The organism is Pleomorphomonas sp. T1.2MG-36, from assembly GCF_950100655.1.
Lineage (GTDB): Bacteria > Pseudomonadota > Alphaproteobacteria > Rhizobiales > Pleomorphomonadaceae > Pleomorphomonas.
The window spans coordinates 25903-49145 of the sequence record NZ_CATNLY010000002.1; the positions used below are offsets into that span (position 1 = coordinate 25903).

The following is a 23243-nucleotide window of genomic DNA, read 5'->3' on the forward strand; positions in this document are numbered from 1 at the left end:
GGCTCCTCCGGCGAATGGATGTGTCGTGCCCCGGGGCGCGGCAAAGCGCCCCGGGCGTGGGAAACGTCAGGCGATGGCGGCGAGGTCCCTGACGAAGGTTTCCACCGACGTCTTGAGGTTGGCCGCCTTCTGCGACAGCCCGCCCGACATGGTCATCAGCTGGGTGGAGGCGGCGCCGGTCATCTCCGCCGCCTGTCCGACGCCGGAAATGTTCTGCGTCACCTGCGCGGTGCCGGTGGCCGCCTGCTGGCAGTTGCGGGCGATCTCGTCGGTGGTGGCGCCCTGCTGCTCCACGGCGCTGGCGATGGCCGCCGACACGTCCTTGATGCCGCTGATGGTCTTGATGATCTCCGACATGGAGCTGACGGTGCCATGGGTGGCGGACTGAATTTCCGACACCTTCACCTCGATCTCCTGCGTCGCCTTGGAGGTCTGGTCGGCCAGCTGCTTCACTTCGGCCGCGACGACGGCAAAGCCCTTGCCGGCTTCGCCCGCCCGCGCCGCCTCGATGGTGGCGTTGAGCGCCAGGAGGTTGGTCTGGTCGGCGATGCCACGGATCAGGTTGATGACGTCGCCGATGGCCGAGGCGGCCTCGGCCAACGTGGCGATGCGCTCGTTGGAGGCCTGCGCCTCATGGAAGGCGCTGTCGGCGATCTCGGCCGAATGGGTCACCTGCGCGGCGATCTCGCGCACCGAAACGGCCATCTCCTCGGAGGCGGCGGCCACGGTCTGCACGTTGGTGGCCGCTTCCTCGGCGGCGGCGGCCACGGCCTGCGCCTGGCGCGAGGTTTCCTCGGCGGTGGCCGACAGCCCGCGGGCGCTGGCTGCGACCTCGTCGGAGGTCTGGGCGAAGATGCTGGCCATGTCCTGCATCTCGACAACGAAGCGCTCGCCCACCTCGTTGCGGTGGACCACCGAGAGGTTGGCGGCCTCCTCGGCCTCCCTCTGCTGCTCGCGAACCGTTTCCGCCTGCTGGAGATCGGCACGCAGCTTGAGCAGCGAACTGGCGATGGCGCCCACCTCGTCCTTGCGGTCGGTGTGCGGAACGTCCACCTGCAGCTCGCCGCGCCCCAGCGCTTCCATCACCGAGAGCGACTGCTTGACCGGACCGACGATGAAGCGGCGCGTCAGGACGACCGAAACGCCGATCACCAGAAGGCTGCTCAGCACCATGATGAGGATCGAGACGACCTCGGCCCGGAAGGCGATGTCGTCGGCGGCAAGGTCGAGCCGGTCGCGCTCGGCGACGATCCCCTCGTTGAAGACCACCGCCTCGTCCGCCTGCTTGTCGATGGCCGCGATGCAGCCGTCCCGCATGGTGCGGAAGGGCGAACCGGCGGCCTTCACCATGCTCAACGCGCCCTTGCAGGGGCCGTTGATCACCTGCTTGGCCTTCTCGGCCAGCAAGGCGAGCTTTTCGGCCCCCTCGGGGTAGGCCTTAGCAGCGAGCGCGATCTGTTGCTCGTAGCTTTTCATCGCCTTGTCGACCATGGCTTCGGCCGCCACGGCGTCCTCCCGCGTGCTGGCGATCGCCGTAGCCAGGAGTCCTGCCTCGGCTTGGCGGATGTCGCGGTTGCTGCGAGCCAGCGCCGTGGTCGCCGATGCCGGACCGTCGATGATCCTGCCATTCACCTGATTGACGGCGTCGATTTGCATCGCCGCATAACCGATGACGCCGCATGAGACGACGGCCAACAGCGCGAGCAGGCAGATGACCTTCCACTGAAGGGCCAGATTCTTGAACGACACGACACGTGCTCCTTGCTTCATATGGTGCAACGGACCCCGGAACGATCCTCCGAGGTCGGTCATGGTGATGGGATCAGGACGGGGCCACCGCGAGACCGAGGCCGGAGCCGAGGGCGCCGACGACCTGGTGGTCGAGCTTGCCCGCCTCGGCGGTGTCGGAGAGGATGCGGAAGGCGTTCTCAGCGGTTAGCGCGGCGCGATAGGGCCGGTTCTCGGTCAGCGCGCTGAACATGTCGGCGACGCTGACGCAACGGGCTCTGAGCGAGATCTGGTTGCCCATCAGCCCAAGGGGATAGCCGGTGCCGTCCAGACGCTCGTGGTGATGGCGGACGATGTCGAGAACGGCGTTCCAGCCGAACACCCGCCGGTCGCTGATGGCCTCGTAGCCGATCTCGGGATGCTGCCGGATCTTCTCCATCTCGGCCGGCTTGAGCTTGCGGGCGAGCCGCAGCAGGCCGATCGGGATCGACAGCTTGCCGATGTCGTGCAGCAACGCCCCGGCGCAGATCGAGGCATGTTCCTGGCGCTCGATCCCCAGCCGCCGGGCGATGATCGTGACGACCTTCATCGTGTGCAGGGCGTGGCGGAACGTGCAGGCGCAGTGATGCCGAAGCGCGGTGAGAAGCGGAATGGCCTTGGCGGCCATCAGCTCATTGAAGGTCGCCTTGAGCGTGCAGATGTCGCACTCGCTGCGGACGAGGCCGGACAGGATCAGCAGAGCCGTGCGCCGTTCAGGGAAGGTCATGCCCGACAGGGTGGAGGCGATCTCCAGCGCAACGAGCCGCTTGCCGGCACTTGTTTCGGCATGGTCCGCGCTCGAAGCATCGACATCCGGACGAGCTTGTCCGGACACATGGTGGCTCAGCCTTTCCGCCGACGACATATCGTTGAACATGCTCCCGCCCCAGTAAGAAACGACACAACCAACACAACGCGAGAAAACTTTACTCAACTTCACATCTGCCAAGTTGATTCCACCCATCACGCGAGGTGAGGGCGCGAATAGAGCGACAGACGAGGGCAGGAAGACCAGACGGGAACGGGAGAACAACCTCCGTTCGGTCAGGGTTTTCTTACCAAAATTGACGATAAGTGACGGTTTGCTGACATCCGCCTAATGCGTAATTTGTGCAAGCTCGCGCAATTTGTACTGACAGGGGTCATCCCCCGTCCGGCCCGGCATCGAGCGCCCCGTGACGCGGTGCCGACCGCCGTCATCGGCGGGCGAGACGCAGCCCTTCGATGGGCTGTTCAAACTTTATTGTTCTCTCTCATTTGACAGTGACAAGCCGCGTGCCGGTGGCTATCGAGTAAATCCAGTTCCGAGATCGAACCCTGTCAGCACGCGATCCGGTCGCCGTCAGCGTCTTCGCGCGACGTCGCCGAGATATGCAACCGCAGCATGTCGAGACGAGAGGCGCATGAAGGGCACACCAACTGGATCCGGCCGAACCAGCTACAAGAGCGTCTTCCGCGCCTTAGGCGATGTGAAGGATCTTCTGTCGGTCATCTACGACGCACCCGTTCACCTCAGGACGCTTGATGACGACGACTTCCTGTTCCGGACAGCCAACTACGGCGACCAAGCCTTCTTGCTCTGCGACTCCTACACCAGCGGCGTCAGGTCCTCGTTTGAATCTGACAACGATGACATCGTTATCAAGATCCGCTCGCGCGGCGGCTACGAAATCCGCACCCGCAGCGACGACTACCACCTCTCGCACGACATCGGTTTCGCCTACACCGCCAATCACGCCATCGGCTACTCGACGGCGGAGGCGACGGCCATCACCACGCTCCAGATCAAGCGCTCGGTTTTCGATCAAACCCTTGAACACTATTCCGAAAATCTGCCCGCCCGCTGGTCCGGCATCCGCGAGTTTCCCATCACCGGCGGCTTCGGCAACCTGATACAGGCGCTGCTGAACCGGTACCGCGAGAACTTCGACGGCCGGCCGCACTGCAACTTCTCCGAAACCAGCCTGCACCTCGTTCAGGACGCCGCAATCGTTGCGGTTGCCGAGCTCGTTATCAGCGGCATCGACACCGTGAAGGGCGAGCGCTTCAGCGCCTCCCGGCGCAACGTCATGCAGGCCGTCGACATGATCAACACCCAGACCGAACCGCTGACCATCCACGATCTGGCTACTGCGCTGGGCATCAGCGTCCGCGCCTTGCAGGACGGCTTCCGCCGCCACCTCAACCAGTCGCCGCACAACCTCCTGAAGGCCGGCCGGCTGGAAGGGGCCCGGCGCGACCTGATCTCCGGCAGGGTGACCTCCGTCCGGGACGCGGCGGCCAAATGGGGCTTCAGCAACCTCGCCCGCTTCAACCACGAATATCATGCGGTCATCGGCAAGTACCCGAAGGACACGCTGGACGTCGTGCGCGACGGCGGGAAAACCTGACGGCGAACGGTCGCCGCCGCTTCCCAGGCCCGTCCGAGTCGCCCTATCCTGCCCTCCGAGTGGAGAGAGGGGGGAAGCCGATGGTGTCCTGGATCAAGCCGCCGCGCCTTCGGCCGGGCGACACGGTTGCCGTCGTCTCGCCCTCCTGGGGCGGGCCGGGCAGCTTTCCCCATCGCTACGCGGCCGGCAAGCGCCAGCTCGAGGAGACCTTCGGCCTCCGCGTCGTCGAGATGCCGCACGCCCTCGCCTCGGCCGATCACCTCGCCAAGCACCCCGAGGCGCGCGCGGCCGACCTCATGGCCGCCTTCGCCGATCCCGGCATCGCCGGCATCATCGCCTCGATCGGCGGCGACGATTGCATCCGTCTCGTGCCGCACCTCGACCTCGGCGTGATCGCCGCCAATCCCAAGGTGTTCCTCGGCTTTTCCGACACCACCGCCCTGCATTTCGCCTGCGCCGCCGCCGGCCTCCGCTCGTTCTACGGCCCCAGCGTCATGGCCGGCTTCGCCGAGAACGGCGGCATGCACCGCTACGTCGTCGACTCCTTGCGCAAGACGCTGTTCGACGCCGAGCCGATCGGCCTCATCCCCCTCAACGACGAAGGCTGGACGGCGGCCCGCGTCGACTGGAGCCGGCCCGAGCTGCAGGAGCAGACGCGCCCGTTGCAACCGGCCGACGCCCCGCGCATCCTCCAGGGCGAGGGCACCGCGCGCGGCCACCTGTTGGGCGGCTGCGCCGAGGTGATCGAGATGGTCAAGGCCACCCCGTGGTGGCCGCCGCTCGAAGTCTGGCGCGGCGCCATCCTGTTCTACGAGACGTCGGAAGACGCGCCGCCGGCCCAGTTCATCCGCTACTGGCTGCGCAATCTGTCGGCGCAAGGCATCCTCGGCGCGCTCTCCGGCATCCTGATCGCCCGCGCCGACCCCAAGGGCGACCCCACCTATCAGGCCGCCATCGAGGTCGCCTTCATCGACTCCCTCGCCGAAGCCGGCCTCCCCGCCCTGCCCGTGCTGGCCGGCCTCGACTTCGGCCACACCCAGCCCATGCTCACCCTGCCCTACGGCGCCACCGCCGAGATCGACTGCGAAGCGGGCCGGCTGACCATCCTGGAGAGCGGGGTGCTCTGAAACCCGCACTCGCCGTTTTCGGCTGTCATCACCCCGCGTGGCGAAAATCGGGTGTCTGGCGACAGCCGCCGTTTCCTATCTCGGTCTCCCCGACAGGAGCAACTCCAGCAAAAGTGGACGCCGGTTTTGCGTCCGGAGTTGCGCGGAAGCAAAGGAGAGACAGATGGGTATCCTGGACAACAAGGTGGCGATCATCACCGGCGCATCGTCGGGCATCGGGCGGGCGGCGGCGCTGCTGTTCGCCGCCGAGGGCGCCGCCGTCGTGCTCAATGCGCGCGGCCCGGCGGCGCTGGAGACGGTGGCCGACGATATCAAGTCCCGGGGCGGCAAGGTCAGCCTCGTCGTCGGTGACGTCGGCGAGCCCGCCTGCCAGGAGGCGCTGGTGGAAGAGGCCGTCAGCGCCTTCGGCGGCCTCGACATCGCCTTCAACAACGCCGGCACCGTCGGCGCCTTCAAGCCGCTGGCCGATCTCACGCCCGACGAATGGCGCGATACGCTGACCACCAACCTCACCTCGGCCTTCCTGGCCAGCCGCGCGCAGATCCCCGCCATGCTCACGCGCGGCGGCGGCTCCATCGTCTTCACGTCGAGCTTCGTCGGCACCAGCGTCGGCCTGCCCGGCATGGGCGCCTACGCCGCCGCCAAGGCCGGCCTGATGGGCCTCGTCAAGGCCATCGCCGCCGACTACGGCGCGCGCGGCATCCGCGCCAACGCCCTCCTGCCCGGCGGCACCGACACCGGCATGGCCGGCGATCAGGCCCAGAAGGACTGGGCCGCCGGCCTCCACGCCATGAAGCGCATCGCCGCCCCCGAAGAAATCGCCAACGCCGCCCTCTTCCTCGCCGGCCCGCACGCAAGCTTCGTCACCGGCTCGGCGCTCTACGCCGATGGAGGGAACGCGGCGGTGAAGTAAGCGGAGACGATGGGGCGCCGGCTATGGTCAGCGCTCCCTTATCGGACGGGAGGCGGCGGCTCGGTTGGCTCGGCCTCCTCCTCGAACTTCGGCCCCTTGGCGTAATCGCAGATGGTCGACACGTAGTAGGTCTGCCCTTTGTACTCGACCTTCTGCAAGCCAAGCTCGAATTCTCCGAACTTCTCGTTGCGATAATAGACTGCGGCGTTGATGAACTCGCCCAGGCGCCCACAGTCTCCAAGACCGCTTCCGGTGTAGACTGGCAGAATTCGTTCGCTGTAGCTCCCCTTCAGAACCTTCTCAATCTCCACTTCGCCCCGCGCAAGTCGGATTTGCCTTTCGTCCGAGCTCCCGGCCGGAAACTCGATGCCGTAGGTGATCGTCTTCATGTAGCCCTTGACCACAAGATCAGCGCTGGAGAACAGGTCTTGCGGCAGTTCTCCGCAACTGCAGGCGTAAGCGTCCACCGCCGTCAGCCCGAGAAGCAACACGGCAACAGGCGCCACAACACGAAACGAACCCATCGAAACCTCCCTCGGAAGCCAGCCTCAGTATCCCTCGATCCAGGCATTCACACGGTCAAAGCGCCCCTGCTGCAGGTCCTGAAGCGACATGGTCACGTAAAGCGCGCCCGCGTCGCCCCACGACCAGCCCATGGCGTCATCGGACCCCATCTGGAACAACAGCGACCCATCCGGCACCGGGCCGCTGTCGGGCTGAACACGGCGGGGATGGCCGCCCATGCGGTGCGGGCGGCTTTCGTAGATGGACCTGAGCCGTGCTTCCACATCCGCAAGCAGCGCGTCTGGAACGGAAGGGCCGGTACCGCTGGCCCGCACGTAGGCGTCGATCAGATCCTCGCGAACCGCCATTTTCAAATGTTGGTCGATGTAGATACGGCGCGCGTCTGCCTCCGCAAGTTTGGCGCGGCAGGTTGTCTCGATCGCCTGCCAATCGGCATCCGTCAGTGGCGCGTCGAGATCCTTTGCGAGGATCTGCGTCAGAAGCTCCTCCGCAAAGCCCCACTTCGCGGAGCCCTGCCGATCGAGGTCGCGGAGCGTGCCCTCGACGAAGTGTCTGGCATCACCCCACGTCAAACGCTGGTCAGCGGCCGTGTAGCGCTGGTTCTCGTCGAGGGCATCGGCATGAAAGGTGATATCAAACCACTGCCGATCTCTATCGCCCAGCGGCTCATCAGGTTCGTGCCTCGGGATGACGCGTCTCATCCAATCATCGGCTTGACTGCGCTGCACGAAGTTTTCGCGCTTGTAGTCCCGAACAATGCCTTCCACGAAATAGAGCGCCCCGCGCCACGTAAGAGGGCGCTTTCCGTCGGGTTCGTAGGGGGCCATGCCCCGGTCGTCGGCCGGCGCCCCGTAGAGCTCCTCTCCCGAGACCGGCGGCGGCCCGCCCTCCTCCTCGTCCGATGGCGTGTAATCCTGCGCCACCAGATCGACGGGCCATTTGCGCCACATCTTGGGTACGCCGGGCCGGAACTCGGCTTCATATCCTATGAGGTCCGACATGGCGTGACGAACCGTGGACATGTCCTCCGGCGGCTGCCGCTCCACACCGAGCTGATCGACATGGAGAACCTGGACGGCACCATCCGCCGAAAGGTCCTCTTGCTGCAAGATGTCGACGAACAGCAGCAGCCAGCCCTTGCGCGGGCCGAGCCCGTTCCAGAGGTTGGCGGGAAGGTCGGCGCAGTCGATCTGGGCGATGAAATGCAGCGGCGCGCCGTTGGCAGCGCGCGGCCATGGGGCGCTTTCCGGCATCATCGGCAGGCCGCCAAGCCAGGAGCGCGACGCTTCGCCGAAGCGTATGGGCACCTGCCGCTTGAGGATGACAGACGTCTCCTTGCCCGCGTGAGCGGCATCGCTGGGATGCGTGAACATGTTGAGCTTCCTGCTGAAAAAGCCAGAAATAGTTGAACCAGAACTCGTAGTCTGCGGATCGCCGGTGGCGAAAGCCGGACGGATCGCCGGGGCGGACAGGCTCATCATCGCGGCGATGCAAAGCACAACCATCTTCCCGATCATGCAATGCCTCCCGACATACGGCCCCCGCGACACGCCTCAACAGAAGGACGAGCCGCGCGCGTAGCAATTGAAGCGCTCGACCGCCTCGTTGTACTCGTCGATGACGGATGAGCTTTCGCGCGACAGGCAGCGCACATAGCTATCCACGTCGTTCTGGTAGGATTCCATCTCCGACTTGCACGAGTTGAACTCCCACTCGCTGTCGAATTTCCCCATCATGGGACACGACGGCGCCGTCGGCCTCGAACAATAGGCCGATGCCGGCTCTACGGCCGAAAAAAGCAGCGCGGTCACAACCACGCACCCCGAAAAACCTTTGGCAAACACGATACGCCCCGCCCCAAAGCGCCCTTCCCCGCAAGAGCGCCAGCCACGAGACTATGGCGCTCGGCCAGGAGATCGGCAACCGGAAGATGGCGCTTGTCAACCGATGCGCGCGGTCACCACCGGCGCTCTTCCGGCGCGCTCGAAGACTGCCAGGCGGGATGACTGACGACGGCCAGCGCCGCATGATCCTTCTGCGTCAGCCACAGGCGTAAGCGTCCACCGCCGTCAGCCCGAGAAGCAACATGGCGGCGACCGGCGCCAAAACACGAAACGAACCCATCGCCCCCTCGGAAGCCAGCCTCAATATCCCTCGATCCAGGCATTCACACGGTCAAAGCGGCCCTCCTGCAGGTCCTCCATGGCATGTACTCATCTGCTGTGATGAGACCTCAGGACGGTGGAACGATAGGCCACATCAGGCTGGCTCGGCTTTTGGAGCGCGATATCGGCCGATTGTTTCATTCTGCCCGAGGTCCTCGCCTTCGCAAGGATGACACATCTATATTAGGGGGCATTGGGATAAGCCGCTCGCCACTCCCCAATGTGTCATCACCGCCACTCGCGCGGAACACACCGCTCGCAAGCGCATGTAACCCCTATCCGCTTGTATCCTATATATAAATTGTCATCCTTGCGAAGGCGAGGACCTCAGGCAGAATGGAGCGAGCGGCATCTATAGGGCGCCCCATCACCCCGCAACCGCCGTAACCGCCGCCCACTCCGTCGGCCTCCGGTCGTAGGCGCTGCCGAGCCAGCTTTCGAGGGTCAGCTTGGCCCAGGTGCCGTTGGCGCGCCAGAGCTGGTCGAGTTCGGCGGCCGAGAGATAGTTGTAGGTGCGGCCGAGGCCGTCCTGGCCTTCGGCGGTTCCCGTCTTGAAGCTTGCCCAGACGATGCCGCCGGGCACCATGGCACGGTGAATGCGGCCGATCACCGCGCCGAGGTCGGCCCTCGGGGCGTGGGTCAGCGCGGCGCAGGCGTAGACGCCGTCATAGAGGCCGACCGCGTCGAGCTCGTTGAACAGCATCACCTTCACCGTCTGGCCGAGGCGCGACGAGGCGATCGCCGCCAGCTCGGCCGATCCGTCGGTGGCATCCAGCGCGAAGCCGGCGTCGAGAATGGCCCGCGCGTCGAAGCCGCCGCCGGTGCCCAGCTCCAGGATGCGGCCGCCCGGCCTGCACTGGGCCAGGAAGCCCGGAAGGCGCGGGTTCGTGCCGCCGTCGGCCGCGTAGTCGGCGGCATTGCCGTCATAAAAGTCGATCGTCACCCGGCCCGCTCCTCGTCATTCGAATGGCGGCGGACAGCCCGAAGCCCCCGCCTCACGGCAGCAGCGGCTTGCTCGCCACGCTGCCATACCCTTCCTCGCCAAATACGACAGCCGGAAGACCGACGCCGCCGAGCTGCCGCCACAGCCCTTCAAGCCAGGCCATGCAGCTGTCGACGATGGCGTCGTTGACGGAAAAGTCGACCTCATCGGGGTCGAACATCGGCACATCCGGCTGCATCTTGCCGTCGACGACCTTCACCTCGAACAGGACGCGATGCGGCGCTATCGCCTTGTTCAGCACGTAGAGGTCCGGCCCCTCCAGGTGGACCACCACATCGAAGAAGCCGTCTCCATCCTGCGCCGGATGCACCCCGACCGTGACCCGCCGGGCCTTCGGCGGCAGGGCTTGCCGGATGGCCGCGAGACGGTCGAGCGCTGGCTGGGCGTGCGCCGACAGGATGTCCTTCAGCGCCGCCGCGTAGTCGTCCACCGTCATCCCCGCGCCTCTCATCGTCGCCCTCCCGCGTCATGCGCCGGCTCGCCATTGAGCCGAAGGCGAACCATGGTCAACCATGAAGCCAGCAATGAGGCCGCGAAAAGACCAGCCCCCTCACCGCCAGTTGGTCTTGGCCAGCTCGATCAGCTCGTCGCCCCGGCCGCTCAGGATCGCCCGCATCATGTAGAGCGAGAAGCCCTTGGCCTGTTCGAGGGTGATCTGCGGCGGCATGGCCAGCTCCTGCTTGGCGGTCATCACGTCCACCAGCACCGGGCCGGGCGTGGCGAAGGCCTCGTCGAGGGCCGCCGGCAGCGCCTTGGCATCGTCGACGCGGATGCCCTTGATACCGATCGCTTCGGCCACCTTGACGAAGTCGGGGCTGTTGAGGTCGGTGTCGTCGGAGATGTAGCCGCCAGCCTTCATCTCCATGGCGACGAAGCCGAGCGAGCGGTTGTGGAAGATGACGATCTTCAGCGGCAGATCCAGCTGGCGAACGGAGAGGATGTCGCCCATCAGCATGGCGAAGCCGCCATCACCGCAGAGGGCCACCACCTGCCGGTTCCGGTCGATGCCCTGGGCGCCGATGGCCTGCGACAGGGCGTTGGCCATCGAGCCGTGGTTGAACGAGCCGACCAGCCGCCGCTTGCCGTTCATCGTCACGTAGCGCGCCGCCCAGACGGTGGGCGTGCCGACGTCGCAGGTGAAGATGGCGTCGTCCGCCGCCTTCTCGCTGATAAGGCGGGCGAGATACTGCGGGTGGATCTGGCCCTTCGCGCTGTCCGGCGTGGCGAGGTCGTCCAGCCCCTTGCGCGCCTTGGCGTAATGCTCCAGCGCCGTCTTGAGGAAGGCGTCGTCACGCGTCTCCGGCAGCTTGTCGAGCAGCGCCCGCACCGTCGCCTTGACGTCGCCGACGATGCCGAGATCGATCTGCGTGTGGGCGCCCAGGCTCTCCGGCCGGCTATCCACCTGGGCGATCTTCGCGCCGGTGGGGTAGAAGGCGCGGTAGGGGAAGGACGAGCCGAGGATCAGCAGCGTGTCGGCCGCGCCCATGGCGTGGTAGCCGGAGGAAAAGCCGATCAGCCCGGTCATGCCGACATCATAGGGGTTGTCGTATTCGACGAACTCCTTGCCGCGCAGGGCGTGCACGATGGGCGCCTTCAGCCGGGCGGCCAGCGCCACCACCTCGTCATGCGCCTCGGCGCAGCCGGCGCCGCACAAGAGCGTCACCTTCGAGCCGGCGTTGAGCATCTCGGCCAGCGCATCCACCTGCGCCGCCGACGGCACCAGGCGGCCGAGATCCGGCGCCCGCCAGCGGATGTCGACGCCCTCGGGCATCGGCTTCAGCGCCACGTCGCCCGGCAGCACGACCACGGCGACGCCGCGCTTGGCGATGGCGGTGCGCACGGCGATTTCCAGCACGCGCGGCATCTGGTCGGGGTTGGTCACCAGCTCGCAATAGACCGAGCACTCGCGGAACAGCTCCTGCGGGTGTGTCTCCTGGAAATAGCCCGAGCCGATCTCCGACGAGGGAATGTGGGCGGCGATCGCCAGCACCGGCACATGGCTGCGCTGGCAGTCGAACAGGCCGTTGATGAGGTGCAGGTTGCCCGGCCCGCACGAGCCGGCGCACACCGCCAGCTCGCCGGTAATGTGCGCCTCGGCCCCCGCCGCGAACGCCGCCGCCTCCTCATGCCGCGTCCCCATCCAGCGGATCTCGCCCAGCCGGTGCAGGCTGTCGCTGAGCCCATTGAGGCTGTCGCCCGTCACCCCCCAGATGCGCTTGACCCCGGCCTCGCCAAGAAAGCGGGCGATGTAGTGGGCAATGGATTCGGCCATGAGAGACGATCTCCTGTGCAATGGAATGGGGCGGCGGGGGCCGATGGAACGCCGGTCCGGCGCGCGCCGCGAAATGCTGAACACGTCAAGCAAAGAACGTGGGACGCCGAGGGGAGAGATTCAATCGGTAGGCGATGCGCGGGCTGGACGGCAGGTATGACGATGGGCAACGGGAAAACGCGCCCGCCGGGGCAATCGTTCCCCAACGGACGCGGACCGCCGCGAGAATAACAAACATTGCCATTCCCTGTTATCGGCGCCATCATCTAGGGGAAGGAGATCTTCGACATGGGCAACCTCAATGTGTCGCTGACCGAGGAACTGGTGAGCTACGTCAAGACCAAGGTGGAGTCCGGCCGCTACGCCTCGTCCAGCGAGGTGGTGCGAGAGGCCCTGCGGCTGATGGAAAAGCACGACCAGGCCGAGGGGGAGAGGCTGCGCTTTCTTCAGCAGGCCTGGCAGGAGGGCATCGAAAGCGGCGACTTTCGCCCGCTCGATGCCGAGGCCGTCAAGGCCGAGGGCCGCAAGCGCCTGATGGCCCAAAAGTAGGATGGGAACCGTCACCTACTCCGCCATGGCGCGCGCCGACATGGTCGACCTCTGGGTCTGGATCGCCAACAAGTCGGGCGCGGACACCGCCGACACGATCACCGACCGCATAGAGCGCCGCATCGCCATGCGCGCCGACAACCCGTTGCTCGGCCCCGCCCGCCCCGACATCGGCGAAGGCGCACGACACCTCACCTGCGAACGCTGGCTCGCCCTGTATAGGGTCAAGCCAGATGGCGTTCAGATTGCGCGCGTTGTGGATGGTGCGCAGGACATGCTGCATGTTTCACTTGGGGAGTCCGGGCTGTGAATGAGCGATCGGTACAATGCCCCCAAGAGCTGAAACTCTACCCTGGCAACTCATCATCAAGTATGTTTGGCGATATTCCGGCGTCTATTCGTTCGAGACCTTTTCTCAAAACATCAAGTAAAGTGCGCTGTTCTGTGCTGATCTCATCCCCACTTAGGTGCTTGCGTACAGCAGAAAGAAGTCTAGCATAATCATATATCTCCCTATCAGGCATCTCGCTTAAAATATACTCCGTCCCAACACTACTCGTACTGTAAGACAATAGACTAGCTGCAACCCTGGCCGCAAAATCAGCATCATTATCAATGTTCTCCAATATCCACTCCCTCGGCTCCCGGGATCCAGCCAAATGGCTCCAAGAGCGAACGACCGAAGAAACCTCTTGGGCGCGGACTAGCTCACCATTGCGGGCGTCCACTCGCAATTTCTGCAGAGTTATCACTCCCAACTCATTGAATTCGTCCAAAGAAACAATATCACCACCACCTCTACCACTCGAAAACACACCAATATCAAAGCCAATATGAAAGAAAAATATAGAACATACAGAAGCGCTACTCTTCATAAACAACTCTTTTAAGCGCACACCGGCTATTTCCTTTCCCCAAGATTTCAGTATAATTTCCACAAGAAAGTGAAGCTGCCTTCCTGCCTCTGGCTGCCTAGCCCCCGGCCGAGGAATAGCGATAATTTCTTCGGTGAGTCTGAAAAGAGCATCTAAAAGAGCCATCGCCGGGCGGGGTGAATCTCTGCCTTCCAATCTAAGTCTTATGTCGTACAAAACTTCTCCTATCAAACGAGCACCTTCGCGGGACCATCGGTCAACATAAGGTAGGAGAAGATGGTAGACGTCATCCGAGCTATCCATCTTTAGCAGCTCAGACATGGTGACGTTGGATATGACTTCGTCGCTGATGTGCAGCTGAAAATAGCTATCAAAAGACTTTTTGTTCGCCAACCCTCGGCGGTTATGTGCTTCAACTGGCCCCTCACCGAGAAAACTATCGGCGAACCACCCGGTTTTCTGCGGAAACAAGACACCAAGCAGAGCCATCAGAGAGCTGGCACTGCCCTCCGGTAACCTCTTGCGTAGAGCCTCGATGACAGCTTTGCGTTCATCATCACGCCCCACGAGAAAGCGACCCTCGTCGAACAAAAAGTCTCGGTTTGCTCGTATCCATTCGAAAACGACAGGATCAAAAAGGCGAATTCCTTCAATAGTCAGCAAGTCCTGTGGATCAAACTCCCCCTCCAACGCAGGCCATGCGAATTTTACTGCATTGGAAAGTCTGAGCACGTCCCGAGGATGATTGATCCAGCGGTGAATGCCTTCACGCACGATCCAATACCAGCGATCATTATCGCTTGTGTTTCTCGTAAGGAACTCGATCTCATCGTCGAGCATAGTGAACAGGGCTCCTCTGGAGGGTAGAGGAAGCTCAAGCTCTTGCTGGATAATCTTCTCGGCATAGCGAGGCCCATCTACATCCTCACCACCATCAAGCGCCTTCCAAACAATCTCACGATCATACGACAAGAGATAGATTACATTGGGAAGCTTACCGACCGTTTTGACCAGTTGCATGATTTCCCGAACTTCGTCAGGAGGCAGCCGGTCAATGTCATCAATTGTGATTAGGAACTTAGTGCCGCTTCTCGCGAGTTGATCCCGAAAATTAGCATATGCGGCTTCAAGAGACGGATCAGCTAGGAACCGCGCTATTAAACTATTTATAGACTTCTTGGCTAGATTCCCTGCGAAACCTGCTGCGGCACCGCCACTAGGATCAATAGCAAGAGCCAAGGTCGCCGCTGAATCGACCAGCCCGTCGGTCGCCCCCCCAAAAAAGCGGAGCAACGGTTTGCACTTGCGAGTGAGCCAACCATCTTTGGGCCCAAGCTCTTCGGAGAGAACTTTAAAAAAAGCGACGACGAGATTTTGGTGACCCGAAACATTCCACGGCCGAAAGTCTACATGCACGACCTTTTTCTCCGGATTCTCCTCGTTGTGCTTACGAATAAACGCCTCAATGAAGTAAATAACGGTAGACTTACCGCTCCCCCATCGGCCATGCAAACCAATTACGTAACCATTGGGTGCTTTCATTCGGATGACTACATTGAAAATCCGTTTAGCAAACGGCGCATATCCAAGACGGTCTTGCCGCCACGGGTTGCGTTTTGGCTCATCATCGCCAAACACTAAATCCTCATTCCCCATGCTACAGCCAATCTCCTGAATGCACACCCACCGCATCCGATGGGAAGGACCGTAAACAAACTCCACGAACCAGACCACACAATACAACCCTAAAGAGAACCGCAGAAGGGCACGCTTCACATCTTCTCCACCGCTCGAGTACCATCACACTCGTTCCTCACCGATAGCGCCCCTTCGGTAGGAACAAGATGATGAAGCGATGCCCTCCCCCACCCTTGCCTCTCCCCCTCCCTTGATGTACGCTCATCAAATCTCGCTTGGATCCCCCCAATTCACCTCAATTCTCTACCGAATAACTCCCCTTTTCCTGTTCGGTAGCGTACCTCAGACCATTCAAGCGACAGCGGAGGAAAGACCTGATGGCCAAGCAAATGACCTTCGGCGTGATCGTCGGTAACCGTGGATTCTTCCCCAGCCATCTCGCCGCCAGCGGCCGGCTGGAGATGATCGCCGCCCTTGAGAAGCAGGGCTATAAGGCGATCGTCGTAACGCCGGAGGAGACGGCCCACGGCGCGGTGGAGACCTACAAGGAAGCGGAGATCTGCGCCGCCCTGTTCCAGAAGCACGCCGCCGAGATCGACGGCATCATCATCACCCTGCCGAACTTCGGCGAAGAGCGCGGCCTTGCCGACGCGGTGCGCCTTGCCAACCTCAACGTGCCCGTGCTGATCCAGGCGACGCCCGACGACACCGGCAAGATGGCCATCACCCACCGCCGCGACAGCTTCTGCGGCAAGATGTCGATCTGCAACAACCTGCAGCAGTATGGCATCAAGTACTCGCTGACGACGCTGCACACCGAGGCGCCGGACTCGCCCGAGTTCGAGGCCGACCTCAAGTGGTTCGCCGGCGTCTGCCGCATCGTGCGCGGCTTCAAGAACCTGCGCGTCGGCGCCGTCGGCGCCCGCCCGGCCGCCTTCAACACCGTGCGCTACTCGGAAAAGCTGCTCGAGCGTTCGGGCATCACCGTCGACACGCTCGACCTCTCCGAAGTGCTCGGCCGCATCGGCAAGCTCAAGGACACCGACGCCGCCGTCGAGCAGAAGATCGCCGAGATCAAGGCCTACGTGCCCACCGGCCACACGCCCAAGGAAGCCCTCATCAAGATGGCCAAGCTCGGCGCCGTGCTGGATAACTGGGTCGAGACCAACCGCCTGACCATCACCTCGGTGCAGTGCTGGACGAGCATGGAAGAGTTCTTCGGCATCGTGCCCTGCACCGTCATGAGCATGATGAGCCAGAAGCTCCTGCCGTCGGCCTGCGAGGTCGACACGCTGGGTTCGCTCTCCATGTACGCCCTGGGCCTTGCCAGCGAGACGCCGTCGGCTCTCCTCGACTGGAACAACAACTACGGTGGCGACCCCAACAAGGCCGTCTGCTTCCACTGCTCGAACCTGCCCAAGCACTTCTTCAACGAAGGCGTGAAGATGGACTACCAGCAGATCATCGCTGGCACCGTGGGCGCCGAGAACACCTATGGCACGCTGGACGGCAAGGTGAAGGCCGGCGCCATGACCTACCTGCGCCTCTCCACCGACGACTTCACCGGCAAGATCAAGGGCTACACCGGCCAGGGCTCGTTCACCGACGATCCGCTGAACACCTTCGGCGGCGCCGGCGTGGTGAACATCCCCAACCTGCAGAAGCTGCTGCGCTACATCTGTGAGAACGCCTTCGAGCACCACGTGGCGACGAACTTCTCGAACTCGGCCGCCGCCGTGACCGAAGCGGCCACGAAGTATCTGGGCTGGGACATGTACGTCCACGAGTGAGCCTGCCCGAAACTCTACTGGGGTGGGGATATCTACCTGCCCCAGCGAGTTTCAGATCAGGCTCAGCGTCTCGCCTTGAATGGGCTACGGTATGCATACATCTGCGATGAAGCCCCCTCAGGACAGTGGAACGCAGGGATGCGTCAGGCTGCCTTGGTTTGGGGAACCCGATATCGGCCGATTGTTTCATTCTGCCCGAGGTCCTCGCCTTCGCAAGGATGACAGCATTATATATAGGAATGACAATCGGTTAGGTGGAGCCCCTTTCATCGCACTGCCACCTGCAACTCCTGCCGCTGATGCGGCATCAAGCTGTATGGCGCGCACTCCAGCTGTTTCCCCTTTCTATCAAACTGTCATCCTTGCGCAGGCGAGGACCTCGGGCAGGATGGAGCGAGCCGCCGATATCGTGCTCCAAGAGCCAAGCCGGCTCTCGCCGCAGATCTGTGCATTCCGTTGTTGAATTTGCGTTCCGGCGGCACCGCTGCCGGAACCCGTTTCTCGACATGATCAGTATGGTCTTGCCCGATGTTGACAGCGAGCGGACATAATGTGGATGATTGTATTCTAGTTTAGAAGCCTTTGAAAAGTATGGGATTCGTTCGGAACGGCCAACCGGCCGCCTGAGGTGAGTTTACGTTTCCAGGAGCCGTCATGCGTCCCACCGTCCACGACGTTGCCAAAGCTGCCGGCGTCGGTCTCGCGACCGTGGACCGCGTGCTGAACGACCGGCCCGGCGTGCGCGCCGCCACGGCCGAGCGGGTGAAGGCGGCCGTCGACCAGTTGGGCTTCGTGCGCGACGCCTCGGCGGCGGCGCTGGCCCGCAAGCGCATCGACCGGCTGGTGTTCCTGATCCCCGATGGCCCCAGCGATTTCATGCGCCACCTGGAGGCCGAGGCGCGCGAGGCGCGCAAGCGGCTCGCCGGCAGGCGCGTCGACATCGAGGTTCGCACCGTGCCCGCCTTCGACGGCGATGCGCTGACCGAGGCGCTGCGCCGCATCGATACCGCCGCCGTGGCCGGCGTGGCGCTGGTCGCCACCGAATCCGCCGCCGTCCGGGCCGAGCTCTGCCGCCTCAACGCCGCCGGCGTGCCGGTGGTCACCCTGGTGTCGGACGCCCCGCGCTTCCCCCGCCACCGCTATGTCGGCATCGACAACGTCGCCGCCGGCCGCACCGCCGCCAGCCTGCTGGGCCAGTTCCTCGGTGGCCGCGAGGGCAAGATCGTCGTCGTCGCCGGCTCCATGCTGGTGCGCGACCACGTCGAGCGCCGCATGGGCTTCGACCAAGTGATCAGCGCCGAGTTCCCGCACCTTCAGTCGTCGGTCACGTTGGAAGGCCGCGACGAGCGCGAGGCGACGCGCGAGGCGCTGCGCGACTGCCTGAAACGCGAGGGCGACATCGTCGGCCTCTACAACATCGGCGGCGGCCACCAGGGCATTCTCGACGTGCTGGCCGAACTGCCGCCTCAGGCCCGCCCCGTCGTCGTGGCGCACGAGCTCTACGACGTGACGCGCGCCGCCCTGCAAAACGGCCTCTTCCACGCCGTCATCAACCAGGACGCCGGCCACGAGATCCGCAGCGCCATCCGCGTGCTGCGCTCGCTGATCGACGGCACGCCGCTCAGCGCCAGCCAGGAAACCGTCCGCATCGAGATCTACCTGCGCGACAACCTGCCCTGATATCCGCCGGGGTTCGACCTGTCGGGCGGACCTGACGCAGGCGGAACGCGCATGAGAGAGCAACTGGCGCCCCGCGTCCTTGTTGCAGCCCGCATGGCGTGCTAAATCAGGGGTGCGCAACCGGCGTCGGATGGAGTTGACCATCAGGGAGCGCCTGCTGGAGCATCGTCCGCCTGGGTGTCCCGGATCGTCCGATTCAGGATCACCCCATGCGCTTGAGATCGAACCCGCGCCCGTCCCGCGTCCTTTCCGATACTGCCACCCTGCCACCCGTCGCCTTGGCGCCTGCCGGAGGGATGTGACCATGACCGCCCTTGTTCTCGACGGAAAATCCCTCGCCCGGACCATCGAAGCGGAGCTGGCCGCAAGGGTCGGCGCCATCACCCGCAAAACCGGCGGGGTGAAGCCCATACTGGCGACCATCCTGGTCGGCAGCGACCCCGCCTCCGCGACCTTTGTGAAGATGAAGGGCAACGCCTGCGAGCGGGCCGGCATGGCCTCGCTGCGCGTGATGCTGCCCGAGGCGACCACCACCGGCGAACTGCTGGCCGAGATCGACCGGCTCAACGCCGATCCACGGGTTCACGGCATCCTGCTGCAACACCCCGTGCCTGCCCAGATCGACGAACGCGCCTGCTTCGACCGCATCGCCTTGCGGAAGGATGTGGACGGCGTCACCGCGCTGGGCTTCGGCGCCATGTCGATGAACGAGCCGGCCTATGGCTCGGCCACACCGGCCGGCATCATGCGACTGCTGCGGCACCACGGCGTGGACGTCGAGGGCCGGCACGCCGTGGTGGTCGGGCGAAGCCCCATTCTCGGCAAGCCGGTGGCCATGATGCTGCTCAACGCCCATGCCACCGTCACCATCTGCCACTCCCGAACCCGCGGGCTGCCCGAGCTGATCGGGCTGGCCGACATCGTGGTGGCGGCGGTGGGCAAGCCGCGGTTCATCAAGGGCGACTGGATCAGGTCCGGCGCCGTGGTCGTCGACGCCGGCTATCACCCGGGCGGCGTCGGCGACATCGACCTCACGGGCGGGACCGAGCGGTTTTCCGCCTACACGCCCGTGCCCGGCGGCGTCGGGCCGATGACCATCGCCACGCTGATCGCGCAGACCGTCGAGGCCGCCGAATCCTCGCTGGCGTGAGGCGGGCTCCCGGCCGGCACGCCGTCAGGCGCTGCATAGCCGCCGCCCGGTATCCATACTCATACCAAAGCATGAGCCGCGCCGGCCGGCCGAACGGCGCCGGTGCCCGTGCAATTGCCGATGGCGCCGGAAAGTGACCGCAAGTTGAGCCGTGTCCAATAGGCATCCATTTGGAAATCGACGGCTTTTCCCGCCAGTGTCCGCCCTGGCCACCAAGCAGTTAAAGCAGAAGAGCAAGCCAGGACCTCGCTCGACATCGTCATGATTCCATCCGAGACAGCCAGATGAAGCGTTTTAAAGTTGAAACTATTTTCATTGATGTTGAAATGTGACATTTTCACCGTCACTTCGACGCTGCATAAGTTAAACTTCAGATGCACATCCACTTTTACCGGCGATCGATGGCGATATAAACATAATTAACCACCCTCATTCCATCCTCTACTGAATATCGGACAACCGCGACCACAACACGCCGGGTGCGGCAGAGAGCGACGAACGCGACAACCGGAGCGGGCTTCAGGCCCACGCGCACCGGATGCTCGGCGATCAGAGCTGGCTGCCCGCCCGGCGCTTTCCGTCGCGCCTTGTTCGCGGAACTTCCACCGGAAGGGTGCCGCCATGGACCGCCTGAAGATCGCCCACCGGCTCTATGCCGGCTTTGCCCTTGTCACGCTGATGCTGATCGCCATCAGCGTGGTGGGCTATTTCTACCTCTCCGCCGCCGCCTACAACACCAGCGAAACCGTCCGCGTGTTCACCCAGAACGTCGAGCTCGAACGCGCGCTCAAGTTCATCGCCAAGGGCCGCGCCGGCTTCTACGAGGCGGCGGGCCAGCCGACCCGGCAGGCCGAGCTGTTCGCCAGGATGGACGAGGCCTTCTCGGCCGCCGAAGCCAAGCTCGACAGCGTCACCCAGACCACGCGCGACCCCGGCCGCAAGGGCAAGGCCACCGAGATGCGGGACACGCTGAAGACCTACCATGCCGGCGTCATGACGCTGGCCGGCCAGATCCAGAGCGGCGACAAGGCCGCCACCAACTCCGACCTGCGCAGCCAGCTGGCCGCCACCTACCCCGTCATCGATCAGCTCGGCACCGAGCTGTCCGAGATCTACGGCAAGCGCGGCGTTGAGATGGGCGGCAACAGCGCCGCCGATGCCCAGAACGGCATCGCCATCGAGATCGCCATCAGCGCCGCCGCCATCCTGCTCGCCATCGTCATCGCCGCCGTCAGCGCCCTGTCGGTGACGCGGCCGCTCGGCGTCGCCATCGCCTACGTGCTGGCGCTGGGGCGCGGCGAGAAGAACATGGTGGTGACCATCGCCAGCCGGCGCGACGATTTCGGCGTGCTCGGCGGCGTGCTGGAGCAGTGCCGGCAGAGCCTGATCGCCGAGGAGGCGACCCGTGTCGAGCGCGAGACCCGCGAGCGCGCCGAGCGCGAGCAACTGAGCCGCCGCCAAACGCTGGCCGACCGCTTCGTGACCGACATGCGCGACCTCGCCGCCAACTTCGCCGAATCCTCCGAGGAGATCGCCGACAGCGCCCGCAGCCTGTCCGCCACCGCCGAGGAGACCGCCCGCCAGGCCCAGTCGGTGGCGGCGGCGGCCGAACAGGCGGCCAGCAACGTGCAGACCGTCGCCGCCTCGTCGGAGGAGATGGCCGCCTCCGTCCACGAGATCAGCGCCCAGGTCGACCATTCCGCCGAGGTGGCCGAGCTGGCCTATGGCGAGGCCCAGGCCTCCAACGCCCGCATCGCCACCCTCGCCGCCTCGGCCGCCGCCATCGGCGACGTGGTCAACATCATCCGCGGCATCGCCGAGCAGACCAACCTTCTGGCGCTGAACGCCACCATCGAGGCGGCGCGGGCGGGCGAGGCCGGCAAGGGCTTCGCCGTCGTCGCATCGGAAGTCAAGCAACTGGCCGACCAGACCGCCAAGGCCACCGGCGACATCCAGGCCAAGGTGGCGGAGATCCAGGAATCGACCGGCAACACGGTCCATTCCATCACCTCCATCGTCAAGACCATCACCAACATCAAGGAGGTCGCCTCCGCCATCGCCGGCGCGGTGGAAGAACAGGGCGCCGCCACATCCGAAATCGCCAGCAACTGCCAGCAAGCCGCCGTCGGCACCACCGAGGTCACCAAGAACATCAACGGCGTCGGTCAGGCCGCCGAAATGACCGGCGCCGCCTCCACCCAGCTGATGAACCTCTCCACCGGCCTGTCCAGCAAGGCCAAGGGCCTGAAAACCGTGGTGGAAACCTTCGTCGCCAAGTTCGCGGCGGCGTGAGGGGCGGATAACAGGCGGAGGCGCCACCCGGTTGCCTCCGCCGCCCGGCGCGGCCTAACCTTGCCGGATGAGCACTTCATTCGACATCCGCGACGCCGTGGCGGCCGACGCCGAGGGCATCGCCGCCATCTACAATCACGCCGTCCTCCACACCACCGCCATCTGGATCGACACGCCGGTCGACGTCGCCAACCGCGCCGCCTGGCTCGCCGGCGTGCAGCGGCAGGGCTACCCCGTGCTGGTGGCGGCGGACGCGGCCGGCGCCGTGCTCGGCTACGCCGCCTTCATCGACTGGCGCCCCTTCGACGGCGACAGCCACACGGTGGAACACTCGATCTACATCCGCCACGACGCGCGCGGCCGAGGCGTTGGCAAGGCGTTGATGGCAGCGCTGATCGCCCGCGCCCGGGCGCTCGGCAAACACGTGATGATCGCCGCCATCGACGCCGCCAACCCCGCCTCGCTCGCCCTGCACAAGACGCTCGGCTTCGTCGAAGTCGGCCTGCTCCCGCAAGTGGGCATGAAGTTCGGCCACTGGCGCAACCTCGCCTTCCTGCAACTGACGCTCGATGAGAGAAAGACGCCGGAGGGGTGATGGGGCGAGCGCCATCAAAGCACGCCCCCAACCACGACACGACGGAGTGACAGGCGGTGGGCGGCGGAGGCAAACGAGCGCGCCGGTTATGTATCTGTTTTATATCACTTAACTGTCATCCTTGCGAAAGCGAGGACCTCAGGACGAGAAATCTCCCCGGCCCCTATCAATCTCCATGAACCGAAGGGTGCCCGATACCACCCGATCACCCCATCCTGCCTGAGGTCCTCGCTTTCGCAAGGATGACAGCATGATAGAAGCGGGAGCCTCGCTTTCGAGCCGGAAGGCACACAGGAAACACGACGCAAGCTATTGGTTTATATCAATTTCCTGTCATCCTTGCGAAAGCGAGGACCTCAGGACGAGAACTCTCCCCGGCCCCTATCAATCTCCATGAACCGAAGGGTGCCCGATATCGGCCCCGTCCCCATCCTGCCCGAGGTCCTCGCTTTCGCAAGGATGACAGCATGATAGAAGCGGGAGCCTCGCTTTCGAGCCGGAAGGCACACAGG

20 protein-coding genes and 1 riboswitch are annotated in these 23243 nt (G+C 64.2%); of the genes, 10 read left to right on the forward strand and 10 right to left on the reverse strand.

The features are described from left to right. Positions 1-66 precede the first annotated feature (66 nt). Both QQZ18_RS05745 and QQZ18_RS05750 read right to left on the reverse strand, forming a co-directional pair. Positions 67-1749: a methyl-accepting chemotaxis protein gene (locus tag QQZ18_RS05745; protein WP_284538975.1), complete on the reverse strand. Its 1683-nt coding sequence runs from the start codon at positions 1747-1749 to the stop codon at positions 67-69. 73 nt (positions 1750-1822) lie between these two features. Continuing rightward, positions 1823-2644: an HD-GYP domain-containing protein gene (locus tag QQZ18_RS05750; RefSeq protein ID WP_284538976.1), complete on the reverse strand. Its 822-nt coding sequence runs from the start codon at positions 2642-2644 to the stop codon at positions 1823-1825. Positions 2645-3170: 526 nt separating this feature from the next. On the opposite strand from QQZ18_RS05750, the gene QQZ18_RS05755 reads away from it, so the two are divergent. From QQZ18_RS05755 to QQZ18_RS05765, 3 genes are all read left to right on the forward strand, one after another. Beyond that, positions 3171-4157, forward strand: coding sequence for an AraC family transcriptional regulator (locus QQZ18_RS05755; RefSeq protein ID WP_284538978.1), 987 nt, complete (start codon positions 3171-3173; stop codon positions 4155-4157). Between the two features lie 80 nt (positions 4158-4237). Then, positions 4238-5284, forward strand: a complete 1047-nt coding sequence (locus QQZ18_RS05760) for a S66 family peptidase (RefSeq protein WP_284538980.1) — start codon at positions 4238-4240, stop codon at positions 5282-5284. A 163-nt stretch (positions 5285-5447) separates the two neighbouring features. Then, positions 5448-6197, forward strand: a complete 750-nt coding sequence (locus QQZ18_RS05765) for an SDR family oxidoreductase (RefSeq protein WP_284538982.1) — start codon at positions 5448-5450, stop codon at positions 6195-6197. A gap of 38 nt (positions 6198-6235) precedes the next feature. Here QQZ18_RS05765 and QQZ18_RS05770 read toward each other — a convergent pair whose 3' ends face one another. The 6 genes from QQZ18_RS05770 to poxB form a co-directional block, all read right to left on the reverse strand. Beyond that, positions 6236-6721 (reverse strand): hypothetical protein, encoded by a 486-nt coding sequence (locus tag QQZ18_RS05770; RefSeq protein WP_284538984.1) that lies wholly within the window; start codon positions 6719-6721, stop codon positions 6236-6238. A 24-nt stretch (positions 6722-6745) separates the two neighbouring features. Further along, positions 6746-8239: a DUF1963 domain-containing protein gene (locus QQZ18_RS05775; protein ID WP_284538987.1), complete on the reverse strand. Its 1494-nt coding sequence runs from the start codon at positions 8237-8239 to the stop codon at positions 6746-6748. A 36-nt stretch (positions 8240-8275) separates the two neighbouring features. Further along, positions 8276-8458, reverse strand: a complete 183-nt coding sequence (locus QQZ18_RS05780; protein WP_284538989.1) for a hypothetical protein — start codon at positions 8456-8458, stop codon at positions 8276-8278. A gap of 796 nt (positions 8459-9254) precedes the next feature. Continuing rightward, entirely contained in the window at positions 9255-9830 is a 576-nt protein-coding gene (locus tag QQZ18_RS05785) for a class I SAM-dependent methyltransferase (protein ID WP_284538991.1), read from the reverse strand. 52 nt (positions 9831-9882) lie between these two features. Further along, complete coding sequence (locus tag QQZ18_RS05790; RefSeq protein WP_284538993.1) at positions 9883-10341, reverse strand: DUF6389 family protein; 459 nt, start codon at positions 10339-10341, stop codon at positions 9883-9885. A 99-nt stretch (positions 10342-10440) separates the two neighbouring features. Continuing rightward, the gene (poxB, locus tag QQZ18_RS05795) at positions 10441-12162 is read right to left on the reverse strand and encodes a ubiquinone-dependent pyruvate dehydrogenase (RefSeq protein ID WP_284538995.1); all 1722 of its coding nucleotides are present in this window, start codon (positions 12160-12162) and stop codon (positions 10441-10443) included. 288 nt (positions 12163-12450) lie between these two features. Between poxB and QQZ18_RS05800 the strand changes: the two genes are divergently transcribed. Then, entirely contained in the window at positions 12451-12711 is a 261-nt protein-coding gene (locus tag QQZ18_RS05800) for a type II toxin-antitoxin system ParD family antitoxin (RefSeq protein WP_284538998.1), read from the forward strand. 1 nt (position 12712) lies between these two features. Then, complete coding sequence (locus QQZ18_RS05805; RefSeq protein ID WP_284539000.1) at positions 12713-13021, forward strand: type II toxin-antitoxin system RelE/ParE family toxin; 309 nt, start codon at positions 12713-12715, stop codon at positions 13019-13021. A gap of 37 nt (positions 13022-13058) precedes the next feature. Here QQZ18_RS05805 and QQZ18_RS05810 read toward each other — a convergent pair whose 3' ends face one another. After that, positions 13059-15242 (reverse strand): KAP family P-loop NTPase fold protein, encoded by a 2184-nt coding sequence (locus tag QQZ18_RS05810; protein WP_284539002.1) that lies wholly within the window; start codon positions 15240-15242, stop codon positions 13059-13061. A gap of 359 nt (positions 15243-15601) precedes the next feature. Here QQZ18_RS05810 and QQZ18_RS05815 point away from each other — a divergent pair, with 359 nt between their 5' ends. The 3 genes from QQZ18_RS05815 to folD all read left to right on the forward strand — a co-directional run bounded on the left by QQZ18_RS05815 (position 15602) and on the right by folD (position 19844). After that, positions 15602-17014, forward strand: coding sequence for an L-fucose/L-arabinose isomerase family protein (locus QQZ18_RS05815; protein WP_284539004.1), 1413 nt, complete (start codon positions 15602-15604; stop codon positions 17012-17014). 654 nt (positions 17015-17668) lie between these two features. Continuing rightward, positions 17669-18694: a LacI family DNA-binding transcriptional regulator gene (locus QQZ18_RS05820; protein WP_284539006.1), complete on the forward strand. Its 1026-nt coding sequence runs from the start codon at positions 17669-17671 to the stop codon at positions 18692-18694. A 106-nt stretch (positions 18695-18800) separates the two neighbouring features. After that, positions 18801-18880, forward strand: a riboswitch (ZMP/ZTP riboswitch). A gap of 118 nt (positions 18881-18998) precedes the next feature. Next, positions 18999-19844: a bifunctional methylenetetrahydrofolate dehydrogenase/methenyltetrahydrofolate cyclohydrolase FolD gene (gene folD / locus QQZ18_RS05825; protein ID WP_284539008.1), complete on the forward strand. Its 846-nt coding sequence runs from the start codon at positions 18999-19001 to the stop codon at positions 19842-19844. 59 nt (positions 19845-19903) lie between these two features. Here the strand turns inward: folD and QQZ18_RS05830 are convergent, their stop codons facing one another. Continuing rightward, entirely contained in the window at positions 19904-20230 is a 327-nt protein-coding gene (locus QQZ18_RS05830) for a hypothetical protein (RefSeq protein WP_284539010.1), read from the reverse strand. Positions 20231-20465: 235 nt separating this feature from the next. On the opposite strand from QQZ18_RS05830, the gene QQZ18_RS05835 reads away from it, so the two are divergent. After that, positions 20466-22136 (forward strand): methyl-accepting chemotaxis protein, encoded by a 1671-nt coding sequence (locus QQZ18_RS05835; RefSeq protein ID WP_284539012.1) that lies wholly within the window; start codon positions 20466-20468, stop codon positions 22134-22136. A gap of 67 nt (positions 22137-22203) precedes the next feature. Next, a complete protein-coding gene (locus tag QQZ18_RS05840; protein WP_284539014.1) occupies positions 22204-22731 on the forward strand; it encodes a GNAT family N-acetyltransferase in 528 nt (175 codons plus the stop codon). Positions 22732-23243 lie beyond the last annotated feature (512 nt).